At 68.3% G+C, this 12,825-nt stretch carries 12 protein-coding genes; 5 read left to right on the top strand and 7 right to left on the bottom strand.

The features are described from left to right. Positions 1 to 249: 249 nt before the first annotated feature. On the top strand, positions 250 to 591 hold the full coding sequence (locus ACQ7HM_RS04280) for an FAD-dependent oxidoreductase (RefSeq protein WP_434215627.1): 342 nt from the start codon (positions 250 to 252) through the stop codon (positions 589 to 591). Positions 592 to 603: 12 nt separating this feature from the next. On the opposite strand, the gene ACQ7HM_RS04275 is transcribed toward ACQ7HM_RS04280, so the two are convergent. Beyond that, positions 604 to 1,818, bottom strand: coding sequence for an SfnB family sulfur acquisition oxidoreductase (locus ACQ7HM_RS04275; protein WP_434214980.1), 1,215 nt, complete (start codon positions 1,816 to 1,818; stop codon positions 604 to 606). A 3-nt stretch (positions 1,819 to 1,821) separates the two neighbouring features. Further along, positions 1,822 to 2,928: a dimethylsulfone monooxygenase SfnG gene (sfnG, locus tag ACQ7HM_RS04270; protein WP_434214979.1), complete on the bottom strand. Its 1,107-nt coding sequence runs from the start codon at positions 2,926 to 2,928 to the stop codon at positions 1,822 to 1,824. A 597-nt stretch (positions 2,929 to 3,525) separates the two neighbouring features. On the opposite strand from sfnG, the gene ACQ7HM_RS04265 reads away from it, so the two are divergent. After that, positions 3,526 to 4,704: an ROK family transcriptional regulator gene (locus ACQ7HM_RS04265; protein ID WP_434215626.1), complete on the top strand. Its 1,179-nt coding sequence runs from the start codon at positions 3,526 to 3,528 to the stop codon at positions 4,702 to 4,704. Here ACQ7HM_RS04265 and ACQ7HM_RS04260 read toward each other — a convergent pair. From ACQ7HM_RS04260 to ACQ7HM_RS04245, 4 genes are all read right to left on the bottom strand, one after another. Then, a complete protein-coding gene (locus ACQ7HM_RS04260; RefSeq protein WP_434214978.1) occupies positions 4,694 to 5,965 on the bottom strand; it encodes an MFS transporter in 1,272 nt (423 codons plus the stop codon). The two genes, ACQ7HM_RS04265 and ACQ7HM_RS04260, sit on opposite strands and share 11 nt — an antisense overlap. Positions 5,966 to 6,066: 101 nt before the next feature. Continuing rightward, a complete protein-coding gene (locus tag ACQ7HM_RS04255; RefSeq protein ID WP_434214977.1) occupies positions 6,067 to 6,708 on the bottom strand; it encodes a TMEM175 family protein in 642 nt (213 codons plus the stop codon). 53 nt (positions 6,709 to 6,761) lie between these two features. After that, positions 6,762 to 7,610, bottom strand: a complete 849-nt coding sequence (locus ACQ7HM_RS04250) for an ABC transporter permease (protein WP_045821216.1) — start codon at positions 7,608 to 7,610, stop codon at positions 6,762 to 6,764. After that, complete coding sequence (locus ACQ7HM_RS04245) at positions 7,607 to 8,605, bottom strand: ATP-binding cassette domain-containing protein (protein WP_434214976.1); 999 nt, start codon at positions 8,603 to 8,605, stop codon at positions 7,607 to 7,609. Before ACQ7HM_RS04245 ends, ACQ7HM_RS04250 begins: the two co-directional genes overlap by 4 nt. A 230-nt stretch (positions 8,606 to 8,835) precedes the next feature. On the opposite strand from ACQ7HM_RS04245, the gene ACQ7HM_RS04240 reads away from it, so the two are divergent. Then, positions 8,836 to 9,576, top strand: a complete 741-nt coding sequence (locus ACQ7HM_RS04240) for a lysophospholipid acyltransferase family protein (protein ID WP_434214975.1) — start codon at positions 8,836 to 8,838, stop codon at positions 9,574 to 9,576. Between the two features lie 51 nt (positions 9,577 to 9,627). Then, positions 9,628 to 10,392: a 1-acyl-sn-glycerol-3-phosphate acyltransferase gene (locus tag ACQ7HM_RS04235; protein ID WP_434214974.1), complete on the top strand. Its 765-nt coding sequence runs from the start codon at positions 9,628 to 9,630 to the stop codon at positions 10,390 to 10,392. Here ACQ7HM_RS04235 and ACQ7HM_RS04230 read toward each other — a convergent pair. Continuing rightward, complete coding sequence (locus ACQ7HM_RS04230) at positions 10,374 to 10,760, bottom strand: hypothetical protein (RefSeq protein WP_434214973.1); 387 nt, start codon at positions 10,758 to 10,760, stop codon at positions 10,374 to 10,376. The genes ACQ7HM_RS04235 and ACQ7HM_RS04230 overlap by 19 nt on opposite strands. 20 nt (positions 10,761 to 10,780) lie before the next feature. Here ACQ7HM_RS04230 and ACQ7HM_RS04225 point away from each other — a divergent pair, with 20 nt between their 5' ends. Next, complete coding sequence (locus ACQ7HM_RS04225; RefSeq protein WP_434214972.1) at positions 10,781 to 12,796, top strand: SDR family oxidoreductase; 2,016 nt, start codon at positions 10,781 to 10,783, stop codon at positions 12,794 to 12,796. Positions 12,797 to 12,825: the final 29 nt, after the last annotated feature.

Genomic DNA, 12,825 nt, shown 5'->3' with positions numbered 1-12,825 from the left:
TCTGCCGTCGGCCGCGTACCACCGTCAGAAGCGGAGGTGGACGCGGCGATAACGATTCTAAAGGGATCCGGCCCTTCCGTAGCCTCGCAAAAAGATATTGCGAGGCGGATCTTGTCGGAGCATTTTGCGGCGCGGGAGTCTGGGCGGACAGAGGTTGATATCGATATTCCAACCGAATTGTGGCCGTCGACTGATGGGCACCTACCCGTTTAGATCGGTGCTGTCAGTCGCCGCATCGACGTCCTGTGACTGTGTGGCTGGCCCAATCCACTGCATCTGCACGGCCCGCCCGTTGGGCATTCGTGGGCAGCGCGAGCGGGCGTAACGCTCGTCGGCGACGCCGCGCATCTCATGCCGCCGGCCGGCGACGGAGCGAACCTCGCGATGATCGACGGCGCCGATCTGGGGCTGGCCGTCGCGGCGCATCCCGACGACCTCGATGCGGCGATCGCGACGTACGAACAGACGATGTTCCCCCGCAGTGCGGAGGCGGCCAGCGAATCGGCGGCCATGCAGGAGATGCTCTACGGCGAGAACGCGCCACACTCGCTCGTCGAGTTCTTCACCGGTGCCGCGACGCCCGCGAACTGAACCCAGGGAGCGTCAGATGACGGCGCTGGGCGGCGGGGGCGTCCCGCGCAGGACGAAACGGCCGATGTGCTGGTACTTCCACCGGACCGGGTCGTGCAGCGTGTGGGTGCGGGCGTTGCGCCAGAAATGCGACAGGTTGAGTTCGTCGGCGGCGCTGCGCGTTCCGCTCACCTCGAACAGCGCCGACGACACCTCGGTCGCCGCGCGGTCCGACACGATCTTGGCCGTCGCGACGGCCGTGGAGGCCTCGGCGGCGAGCAGTCGCGGGTCGTCGGGCGAGGTGATGGTGGCGTCGACCGCACGCGCCGCGGCGTCGAGCGTGGCCTCGGCGGTCGACACGAGCACCGACAGCTCGCCGAAACGCTGCACCAGCAGTGGGTCGTCGATGGCGTTGTCGACTCCGGCCTCGAACCACGGACGTGACTCGGTCCGTACGAAATCGACTGCGGCGTACAGCGCACCCGCGGCGATGCCGGTGTCGATGGCCGCGTGGATGAGCTGCGAGAACGCGCCGTACGCGGCGGGCACCTCCACCGCCGGGGTGCGTGGCACGAGGTCGTCGGCCGCGACCGCGACCGAGGTGAACCGCGCCGTCCCGCTTCCGGTGGTGCGCTGCCCGATGCCGTTCCAGTCGTCGACCAGTTCGACGCCCGCGACGTCGGGAGAGACGAACACGACGTACTCGCCCGGCTTGTGGTCGCCGTCGGCCTCGTCGAGACGGGCCAACACCGCAAGCCGTGTGGCGAACAACGTTCCCGTGCAGTAGAACTTCTCGCCGTCGAGCCGGAAGATGCTGCCGTCCCGCGTGATCCGGGTGTCGACGCCGTCGGCGAACGCGGTCGCCCGCTCGGCGTGGGCGTTCGCCACCCGTCCACCGGCGAGGACGTGGGAGAAGTGTCGGGCCTTCTGCTCGTCGGTCCCGGCGAGGCGCAGCAGGTTGAGGTTCGTGAAGTGGCTGTGCGGGATCTGTGCGACGTTCGGGTCGGCCGCGGCGAGGACGCGGACCACCTCGGCCACCGTCGACGGCGGCAGATCCGGTCCGCCGAACGCGGCCGGGACGGTGATCGCGAGCAACCCCGACGCCGAGAGGGCCTCGACCTCGGAGTGGGGGAGCGACCGCTGTCGGTCACGCTCCGCCGCGCCCGGACCGAGACATGCAGCCAGGCAGCGTGCGGAATCGACTGCCTGGGTGTGTGTCTCGATACGGGCGGCGACGGATGCGGTCATGACCTAGGCCGAGACCTTCTCGGCGGCCTCGAGTTCACGCACCAGCGGCATGACCTTCTCGCCGAAGTACTCGATCTCCTCCTGGAAGTGCAGGAAGCCACCGAGGATCAGGTCGACACCGAGCTTCTTGTAGGCCACGATGCGCTCCGCGATCTGCTCGGGCGTACCGATCAGCTGCGTCTTGAAGCCGTCGTTGTACTGCACGAGGTCCTCGAACTTCGAGTCCGCCCACATGCCCTTGCCGTCCGAGGTGGACTTGCCGGCCTGCTGCACCGAGTCGCGGAACCCCTCCACCGCAGGCTTGTTGGCCTTCTCGATGATCTCGCGCAAGGTGTCGCGCGCCTCCTTCTCGGTGTCACGGGCGATGATGAACCCGTTCAGACCGAACTTGGTCTCGCGGTTGTGGGCCTGGGCGACCGAGCGCAGATCCTCGATCTGCTCGGTGACGCCGTCGAAGTCCTTGCCGTTGGAGAAGTACCAATCGGCGAACTGCCCACCGTTGCGACGGGCCGCCGAGGAGTTGCCGCCCTGGAACAGTTCCGGGTTCGGGCGCTCGGGGGTGTTGAGTGGCTTGGGCTTCAGCGTGAAGTCGCGGATGCGGTAGAAATCGCCGGCGAACTCGACGTTGTCCTCGGTCCAGATCTTGCGGATGACCTCGAGGAACTCGGCGCTGCGACGGTAGCGCTCGTCGTGCTCGAGCCACGGCTCGCCGAGGGCCTTGAACTCACCCGAGAACCAGCCCGACACGACGTTGATCGCGAAGCGGCCGTTCGACAGGTGGTCGGCGGTGGCACCGAATTTCGCCAGCACAGCGGGATGCCAGAGACCGGGGTGGATCGCGGTGATCACCTTGAGCTTCTCGGTCGCCATGAGCAGCGCGAGGGAGAACGAGGTCGACTCGTGCTGGAACTCGGCGCCGTAGGACGCCATGTACCGCACCTGCGACAGCGCGTATTCGAACCCGACCTTCTCGGCTGTCTGCGCGAGCTTCTTGTTGTACTCGAACTCCCAGTTCGTGCGCTGCTCGATCTCGCTGGTGACCAGGCCACCGCTCACGTTGGGGACCCAGTAGGCGAACTTGACTTCGTCGGCGATCTTCTCGGTGCTCATCACTGTCTTTCGTATTCGGGTTACTGCTGGACGTCGGGTGGGCAGATCTCGGGTGGCATCAGGACGAGCCTGCTCGCTCCAGGGTAGGCAGGGACACCCCCAGAACAGCGTGCGCCGCCGCGTCACCACTGTCGACGGCGAGGTCGCGCTCCAGTCTCACCGTCCGGCGATCGACGGGCAGGGGTTGGAATCGCGGTGATCGAAAAGGCCTCGTGAAGCTGCCTTTGCCGTGGTCGGCGGCTCTTGCTAGATTGCGGTCATGCCGAGCACGACGTCGTACATCCCGGAGGTCACCTACGTGATCACCGCGTTGGGCTGCCGTCTGCCGTTCGCACGTCTTCTCTGTCGCACGAATCTCTGACCTCTCTTCAGACATTCGTTCTCCACATCCACGCAGTTCACGCGTGGTGTGGCACATTCGACGAGGACACCTCCATGACCGCTTCACTCGATCATCTCTCGACCCGTACCCGACGTCCGGCGCAGACCCGCACCCGACTGTCGGGCCCCCGACCCGGTAGTGGTTCACGTCCGCTGGCGATCGGCGTCGCCGACGGGCCGCTGACCGGCCAATCGCTGCGAACCAGGACCCCCACCATCCACATCGCGACCCCCCGACTCCAGCTGTCGACACGCCCGTCGGCCGTGGTGTTGCGGACCGCGCGGCTCCAGGGCCCCATCTTCCGAGACGACGCCGCAGCAGGGTCGGGCCTGTCCATCTCCACGGTGAACCGGCAGGTCAGCGCACTGCTCAAGGCGGGTCTCGTGCGGGAGCGCGCCGATCTGGCCCCCGCCGGGGCCATCGGTCGCCCGCGACTGCCGTTCGAGGTCAACGTCGCCGACTTCCTGACCGTCGGCATCCACATCGGCCTCAAGGTCACCTCGATCACCACCCACGACCTCCTGCACCGCGTGGTGGGCGCCATCCAGATCCCGACCCCTGCGGGCGACAACCCCGAGCAGACGCTGACCGCGATCGGCCTGTCGGCCCGTCGCTTCGCCTCCCGCTGGCCGTCGCAACGGCTCCTGTGGACCGGTGTCGCGATCGGTGGCCGTGTCGCCGAGGGCGGTTTCGTCGACCATCCGCGACTCGGGTGGACCGCCGCGCCCGTCGGACCGGTTCTCTCGCAGACCATCGGACTTCCGGTGTCGGTCGCGTCGCACGTGGAGGCCATGGCCGCCGCGGAACTACTGGTCAACCCGCAGCAGTCGGTGGGGACCGACGAGCCCGGCAGCTTCCTGTACTTCTACGCCCGCGAGATGGTGGGGATCGCGTTCACCGTCGGCGGCACGGTCTACACCCCGACCGCGGGTCCGCCGGTGATCGGCCATTTCCCGAGCGGCCCCACCACGCTGCTCGACCCGCGTCGCACCGGCACCCTCGAGGCGTCGGCCAGCGACACCGGTGTGGTGGAGGCGGCCCGCGCCGCCGGTCTGACCGTGGAGTCCATCGACGACGTGCACGCCGCGGCCGCGGCAGGCGACGAGACCGCCTCGGCGATCCTGCTCGAGCGCGCCGAGGTGCTCGGTCGCGCGGTGTCGCTCATCGCCGACATCTTCAACCCCGACCACGTGATCCTCGGTGGTCAGGCCTTCACCGACGCCCCGTCGACGCTTCCGGCGGTGGCCCGCGCCGTCCGGGCGACCCCGGCGGCGAGCAACCGCGACGTCCGCGTGACGCGGGCGGGTGCCGGTGTGCAGCAACAGGCCGCCGGCGCGGTCGCTCTCGACGCGATCTACAGCGATCCGCTGGGAGCGCTCGCGCTCACCGCGTGAGACCGGGGGCACCCACTGGTTCGGTCTCCTCGGTGAAGTCGACCGCGGTGGCCTGCGTACCGACCGCGGTGAGCACGGCCACCGCGACCGCGGCCACCGCGACGGTCACCGACAACGCCATCGGGTAGCCCCACCGCTCCGAGAGGTGTTGCTGAATGGGCAGGTTGAGAGCCGCGATCACGTTGCCGAGCTGATAGGTGACGCCGGGGTAGAAGCCGCGGATCGCGTTCGGCGACATCTCCGACAGGTGTGCGGGCACCGACGCCCACGCGCCCTGGGTCGCGGCCTGGATGAGGAACGAACCGAGACACAGCATCCCGGCCGTGGTCGAGTAGGCGAAGATGGGGATGATGGGCAGGGTCAGGAGGGCCCCGACGAGGATCGCGCCCTTGCGGCCGATCCGGTCCGACGCCCATCCGAGCACGAACCCGCCGATGATCGCGCCGACGTTGTAGATCACCGCGATCCAGGTCGCGGTCGTCGCGTCGAGGCCCGCGCCGCGGTTCTCGTCGGATTTCAGGAACGTGGGGTAGAGGTCCTGGGTCCCGTGCGACAGGAAGTTGAACGCGGCCATCAGGATCACCAGGAACACGAAGCGCCGCAGCACCTTCGGGTTGAGGAACACCGTGCGCACCGACGTCTTGTTCTTCTCCAGCAGTGCCTTGGTGTTCACCCACACCTCGGACTCGCGGACGTTGAGCCGGATGATCAGGCTCACGAACGCGGGCAGGATCGACAGCGCGAACAGGTACCGCCAGCTCAACCCCAGCCACGAGTTCACCACGAGGAACGCGACCGACGCCAACAGATAGCCGCCGGCGTATCCGCCCTGCAGGATCCCGGAGAAGAAGCCGCGACGATGCGCCGGCACCTTCTCCATGGACAGCGCCGCCCCGAGCCCCCACTCGCCGCCCATGCCGATGCCGTAGAGCAGTCGGAGCACGAAGAGCACCCAGTAGTTCGGGGCGAACGCACACAGGAATCCGATGACCGAGTACAGGCACACGTCGACGATCAGCGGTGTCCGGCGACCGATCTTGTCGGCCCAGATCCCGAACAGGTACGCCCCGACCGGCCGCATCACCAGGGTGACGGTGGTCAGGTAGGCCATCTTGTCGAGCGAGACACCGAAGTCGTCGGCGATCTCCTTGTAGACCAGCACCAGGATGAAGTAGTCGAACGCATCCATCATCCAGCCCAGATAGCTCGCCGCGAAGGCCGAACGCTGGTCGGTGTCGAGTCGCTCGCCGGCTGGTCGCATGCGTGGAGTGTCCGTCCCGTCGCCATGATGTCTGTGGCTAACGGCTTACCCGAGCGGGATGCGAAACACCAGGCGCCCAGTGGCTTTGACCGAAAAGCGAGTTATGTCGGAGATGTCCGTCCGCCGAGGCGATGGGTGATCACGCGGTGGACGACGCCGGAGACGCCGAGCGCGATGAACAGCGTCTCGATGCCGTGCCGGGGCAGGAGGAAGGCCACCGGCACCGCGACGAGGTAGGCGACCAGGTCGAGGAGCAGCTCGGTCGAGCGGCGGCGCAATGATCCGGCCGAACGCGTGTCGCGCATCGCCTCGGCGCGGATCGCGAGCAGCGCCACGATGGCGACGATGTTGACCGCGGCGTACACCGTGGCCGCGACACCTGCCGCATCACCATGGCGGGCGAGCAGCGACGCCGCGAACGGCATCGCCGTCACCGCGAGCAACAGCACGAACGTGCGCCGGATCATCGCCGGGGTGGCCACGGCGACCGCGCGCATCTCGCGGTGATGGCGCCGCCAGTAGTTGGCGATCACGTAGAAGCTGATGAGGAACGACAGATACGACGGCATCTGTTCGTACAGCGCGCGGGCGACGGTGCGCGTCGTCGCATCGTCGGCGAAGTCGGGGACACGGACGTCGATGACCAACAGGGTCATCGCGATCGCGAACACCCCGTCGGTGACACCGAAGAGTCGCCCGATCGATCGTTCCTCGACCCTGGGGTCCTCCGGCGCGCTCGTCACCCGGCGAGGTTAACCCCCGCCGGGTGACCGCACGCGGCTCGGCGCGAACCCGATCAGTCGACGGTGCGCTTGTTGTAGGCGCGCAGCGCGAACGGGGCGAGGATCGCGGTGAGGCCGATGGTCCACAGCACGGTGGCGAGCACGGGGTGGTGCAGCGGCAGCTGCGCCGAGGGCGCGGCGGCGGGCCCGTTGCCCCACAGCTCACGCATCGCCTGCACGAGCGACGAGATCGGGTTCCACTCGGCGATCACCCGCAGCCAGGTCGGCATCGGGCCGGTGGGCACGAAGGTGTTGGCGAGGAACGTGATCGGGAACAGGACGGTGAACATCACGCCGTTGACCGCCTCGACCGACCGCATGAGTGAGCCGACGAGGATGCCGAACCAGATCATCGCGAAACCGAACAGCAGGATCAGTGCGAATGCTCCGATCGCCTCGCCGACACCGTTGCGGATACGCCACCCGATGAGCAGACCGGTCACGGCCATCACCGCGATGCCGATCGACGAGTGCATGAGGCTGGCGATGCTGCGGCCGATCAACACCGACGACCGCGCGATGGGCAGCGACCGGAAACGGTCGATGATGCCCTTCTCGAGATCGGAGGTGATGCCGGTGGCCACGACGAACGCCGAGAACACGATGGTCTGGCCCATGATCCCGGGCAGCAGGAACTCCCGGTAGGAGACGCCGCCGGTGTCGGTGATGGACGCGCCGAACACGAACGCGAACAACAGCACGAACATGATCGGCTGGATCGTCACGTCGGAGAGCATCTCGGGCATGCGCTTGGTGTGGATCAGGTTGCGCTTGACCATGATCCACGACTGCTGCGCGAGGTTGGTGTCGCGGATCTCGGGTCGGGTGATGACGACGGTGGGTGCGGGGGCGGTGGTGGTCATACCGAGGTCTCCTGTGCGGTGGCGGAAGCGGGATCGGTGTCGGTGTCCTCGGCGGTGTGGCCGGTGAGCGAGAGGAACACGTCGTCGAGGCTGGGGCGCGACAGCCCGATGTCGTCGACGGCGATGCCGCTCTCGGTGAACCAACCGATCACCCGGTTGAGGTCGGCGAGGCCGTCGGCGGGTGCGGTCAGGCGGCGTGCGCCGAGATCGACGAACACCTCGCCGCCGGTCTTGCGCAGCAGTCCCTCGGCGGCGCCGATGTCGTCGGCGTGCGACACCGTGAGCACGAGGCTGGCCTGACCGGCCTGCTCCTTGAGCTGCAGCGGCGAACCCTCGGCGATGATGCGGCCCTTGTCGATGACGACGATGTTGTCGGCGAGTTGGTCGGCCTCCTCGAGGTACTGCGTGGTCAGCAGCAGGGTGGTGCCCTGCTTCACCAACGCGCGCAACACATCCCACAGCTCCGACCGGCTGCGCGGGTCGAGTCCGGTGGTCGGTTCGTCGAGGAACAGGACCGGGGGAGCGGCCAGCAGGCTGACCGCGAGGTCGATCCGCCGACGCATACCGCCCGAGTACCCCTTGACCGGCCGGTCGGCGGCGTCGGAGAGGGAGAACTGCTCGAGCAGCTGATCGCCGATGGCCTTCAACTGCTTGCGGCCGATGCCGTAGAGCCCACCGATCATCATGATGTTCTCGCGGCCGGTCAGGATCTCGTCGACCGTGGCGGCCTGACCGGTGAGGCCCATGGCGCGGCGGATCTGTTTGGGCTGGCTCACCACGTCGTATCCGGCGATGCGCGCGGTCCCGCTGGTGGGCGGCGTCAGCGTCGTCATCATGCGGACGGTGGTCGTCTTGCCGGCGCCGTTGGGGCCCAGCAGCCCCAGCACGGTGCCCTCGGGGACGGTGAAGCTCACCCCGTCGACAGCGGTCTGCTCGCCGAATTTCTTGACGAGGTCGATCGCCTCGATCGCGGGCGCGGATGTGGGTGCGGACATGGGAGTCAAGGTAGCGGTCGAGTCCGACAAATCGCCATCGGATTTGCGGGTCGTCACCTCGGGTGCGGGGGTCATGGTGCTCCTCGGGATCGGGCGTGATGGTCGCGGTCGCGGCGTCGGGTGGCTGTCGTGTGCAGAGGTTGACCGGCGCGATACGCGGAACTCATCGGTGGTGTCGTCACGGGAGCGGGAAACCCGGCGAAAACCAAAACCTACGGTACCGTAGGTTCATGGCAACGACGCCGCCCATCGCGGTGACCCTGGAGAACGCGGACGACGTGTACGGCTACTACGCGGTGCATCGGCAACCCCGCCTCAAGGCGCGCTTCGCCTACCTCGCGCTCGCGGCCAAGTTCCGTCCACGGGTGTCGTACGAGGGCGACGCGCGGGCGGAACTCGCCCAGGCCGTGAAGGACCAGGTCAGGCTGGTCATCTGCATCAATCATCTCGCCGACACCGACCAGTACATCGCGGCCGCCGCCGTCGCGCGTTCGCCGATCCGAGCGTTGATCGGCCGCATCCGGGTGTTGGCGAAGAACGATCTGTTCGACGATCCCCGGCAGCGGGCGAACCTCGACATGATGGGGTGCATCCCCGTCTTCCGCGCCCGCGACAACCATCCGGAGACCGCCGCGGCCGCGAGCCGACGCATGATCGCGGTGTGTGTCGATCGCGGTGTCGGCGGCGACAGCATCGCGGTGTTCCCCGAGGGCACCCGCAACGACGCCGACCCGTCGACGCTGCTTCCCCTCGCGTCCGGGTTCGGTCAGATCGCCGTGGGCATCGCCGCGCAGGCCCGGGTCGCCGTGGTCCCCATGGCGATCGCCTACCGAACCGGCACCCGGGTCGGCGCCGATGTCGTGCTCGGTCGCCCGCGCCTCGTGTCCGCGGACGAGCCGGTCGCCGATGTGACCGATGCACTGCGGGATCGCCTGCAGCACGCGGTCGACCTCGCCCGGTCGCCGCGCTGAACCGACGGCACATCGCGTTCGATCCCACTCACGAGAAAGGTCCGGGCCACTGTGGACGTCACCCTGGACAACGCCGACGAGGTCTATGCCCACTACGCCGCGCACCAGCAGCCGGTCATGCGGGCGCGGGCCGCGTACGGCTACCTCGCCGCGCGATACCGGCCCCGGGTCGGATACGACGCCGACGCCCGTGGGCAGATCCGCGCGTTGCTGAGAAGTGACGTGCGACTCGTGGTGTGCGCCAACCATCTGTCCGACAAGGACCAGTTCGTGCTGGCCGCCACCGCATTCCTCTCACCGCTACGACGGCGGATCGGACACATCCGCGTGCTGGCGAAAGACGAGCTGTTCGCCGACCCGAAGCAACGCGCCCAGATCGACATGATGGGTGGGATACCGGTCTTCCGTCCCAAGGATCATCAGATGCGGGCCGCCGTCGCGGCAGGCCGTCAGATGATCGACGTGTGTGTCGAGCGTGGTGGGCGCGGAGACGGCATCGCGGTGTTCCCGGAGGGCACCTGCAACGACAACCCGGCGGTGCTGCTCCCCATCGCGAGCGGCGTGGGCCACATCGCGTCGGGTATCGCGCGTCGCACCCCGGTGGCGCTGGTGTCGATCGGTATCGCCTACCCCGACACGACCTGCCGCTACGCCGAGGTGGTCATCGGTGAGCCCAGCCCTGTCCCCGCCGCCGACACGCCCGCCGCGATCACCCGCGTCGTGCGCACCGATCTGCAGCATGTGGTCGACCTCGCGCGGGAGCGGCTCGCCGGCCGCCCGGATTCCTCTGCGACAGCTCATCCCCGGTCGAGGTAGAAGCCGGCCGTCTCGGTCGCGACCGCGGCGACGTCACGCGCGACGTCGGCGTCGATGTCGTGGTCGGAGTGCAGTGCCGCGGCCAGCGCGTCGCCGCGCAGGTCGCGGGTGCGCAGCAGATCCCACGCCAGCTCGACCAACCGCACCGAGGTCGGGTGGTCGAGGTCGGGGCGGTTCGAGCGCAGCGCCGTCGCCGCCCAGTCGGCGTCGAACGTGCCCCGCGGCGGTCCGAAGACACGCTCGCCGGAGGAGTAGGGATCGGACACCTCGCGACCGTACCAACACTGCTGCGCCGCATGGATCTGGCGAAGTCCGTCCACCGGCGGCGCCGGGTGGGCGACCATTGAGCCCGACAACGTGACCGCCATGCAACGAACGTGGAGAAACCATGTCCACCTACATCGTCACCGGCGCGACCGGCTTCCTCGGACGCCGGGTCGTCGCCCGACTTCTCGAGCGTGAGCCCGCCGCGACCGTCCACGCACTCGTCCGCGCATCCTCGGTTCCCCGCATCGAGCGGATGGCGTCGGAGTGGATCGGCGGCGACCGCGTGCACCCGCTCGTGGGCGATCTGACCCAGCCCGAACTCGGGCTCGGCGACGAGCCGCCCGCGGCCGACCACATCATCCACCTCGGCGCGGTCTACGACATGACGGCGTCGGCCGCGCAGTCGGAGGCGGCGAACGTGCAGGGGACGAAGGCGGTCATCGACCTCGCCCTGCGCCTCGACGCGGTGCTACACCACGTGTCGTCGGTGGCCGTCGCGGGCGATCACGCCGGTCCGTTCACCGAGGACGACTTCGATCTCGGGCAGGGCCTGCCGTCGCCGTACCACGAGACGAAGTACATGGCGGAGAAGATGGTTCGTGACGCCGCCGGTCTGCGGTGGCGGGTCTACCGGCCGGCGATCGTCGTCGGCGACTCCGAGACCGGCGAGATGGACAAGATCGACGGTCCGTACTATTTCTTCACCGCGATAAGGCTTCTCGGCGCCCTGCCGCAACTGCTGCCCGCCGTGGTCCCCGAGGTCGGCGACACCAACGTCGTGCCCGTCGACTACGTGGCGTCGGCGATGGTCGAGTTGATCCACGCCAGTGGACTCGACCACCGCGCCTTCCATCTGGTGAACCCGCGACCGCAGTCGACCCGCGAGATCTTCGGCGCCCTGGCCAAGGCGGCCGGCGCGCCGACCGTGGTCGGATCGGTGCCCGCACCCATCTCGACCGGTGCGCTACGGCTCAGCGAACTGCCCGGCATCAAGATCGCCCGCGATCTGCTCCTCGACCAGGTCGGGATCCCGCCGGTCGTGATCGACCATCTCACCTTCCCGTCGGTGTTCTCGTCGGAGAAGACGCAGAAGGCGTTGGCGGGCAGCGGATTGGCGGTGCCCGAGTTCGGCGACTACGCCGAGGTGCTGTGGCGCTACTGGTTCACCGAACTCGACCCGAACCGCGCGCGCCGCCCCAACCCGGCCGGGGAACTGGCCGGGCGTCGGGTGATGATCACCGGCGGCTCGTCGGGCATCGGCCTGGCGACCGCGCACAAGGCCGCGCGCCGCGGTGCTCGGGTGATCCTGGTGGCCCGCGGAGCCGAGGACCTCGAGGCGGCCGTCGACGAGATCCGTGCCTCCGGCGGCGACGCCCACGGCTATCCGTGCGACATCACCGACGACGAGTCGGTCGACATGATGGTGAAAACCGTTCTCGACGAACACGATCACGTCGATTTCCTCGTGAACAACGCCGGACGCTCCATCCGCCGTGGCGTCGTGTACTCGACCGAGCGCATGCACGACTTCGAACGGACCATGAGCGTCAACTACTTCGGTGCCGTCCGACTGGTGCTCGCGCTGCTGCCGGGGATGCGGGAGCGGCGTTTCGGCCACATCGTGAACATCTCGTCGATCGGTGTGCAGACCAAGGTCCCGCGCTTCTCGGCGTACGTGGCGAGCAAGGCCGCGCTCGACGCCTTCAGCGACGTGATCGCCTCGGAGGTCCACGACGACGGCATCACCTTCACCTCGATCAAGATGCCGCTGGTGCGCACACCGATGATCGCGCCGACGACCATCTACCAGTCGTTGCCGACCTCGTCACCGGATGACGCCGCGGACATGGTGATCCGTGCGCTCGAGAAGCGTCCGGTGCGGATCGACACCCCGGTCGGCACGATCGCCGAGTTCACCGGCATGTTCGCCCCGCGCTTCAAGAATGCGCTGCTGCACCAGGCGTACCGGCTGTTCCCCGAATCGGCCGCGGCCAAGGGCGAGAAGCCGGTCGAGGAGTCGCCGAGCCAGGGCAAGAGCGGCAAGAAGTCGTCGCGGCCGCCGGTGCCGGTCCCCAACGCCGGGCTCCCGGAGTCGGCCAAGCGCATCGCCCGGCTGATCCCCGGCGTCTACTGGTGACCGGGCGCTGCTGAGAACTGCCCCCAGAG

It is taken from the genome of Williamsia sp. MIQD14 (assembly GCF_051025635.1).
GTDB lineage: Bacteria > Actinomycetota > Actinomycetes > Mycobacteriales > Mycobacteriaceae > Williamsia_A.
The sequence above is the reverse complement of the archived record's forward strand: the minus strand, read 5'-3'. Positions and strand labels throughout refer to the sequence as shown.

Bases quoted from the DNA above. Each gene is read 5' to 3' on its own strand.
- ACQ7HM_RS04275 (WP_434214980.1), bottom strand. From the start codon at position 1,818: ATGACCGCATCCGTCGCCGCCCGTATCGAGACACACACCCAGGCAGTC.
- sfnG (WP_434214979.1), bottom strand. From the start codon at position 2,928: ATGAGCACCGAGAAGATCGCCGACGAAGTCAAGTTCGCCTACTGGGTC.
- ACQ7HM_RS04260 (WP_434214978.1), bottom strand. From the start codon at position 5,965: ATGCGACCAGCCGGCGAGCGACTCGACACCGACCAGCGTTCGGCCTTC.
- ACQ7HM_RS04250 (WP_045821216.1), bottom strand. From the start codon at position 7,610: ATGACCACCACCGCCCCCGCACCCACCGTCGTCATCACCCGACCCGAG.
- ACQ7HM_RS04245 (WP_434214976.1), bottom strand. From the start codon at position 8,605: ATGTCCGCACCCACATCCGCGCCCGCGATCGAGGCGATCGACCTCGTC.
- ACQ7HM_RS04240 (WP_434214975.1), top strand. From the start codon at position 8,836: ATGGCAACGACGCCGCCCATCGCGGTGACCCTGGAGAACGCGGACGAC.
- ACQ7HM_RS04230 (WP_434214973.1), bottom strand. From the start codon at position 10,760: ATGGCGGTCACGTTGTCGGGCTCAATGGTCGCCCACCCGGCGCCGCCG.
- ACQ7HM_RS04225 (WP_434214972.1), top strand. From the start codon at position 10,781: ATGTCCACCTACATCGTCACCGGCGCGACCGGCTTCCTCGGACGCCGG.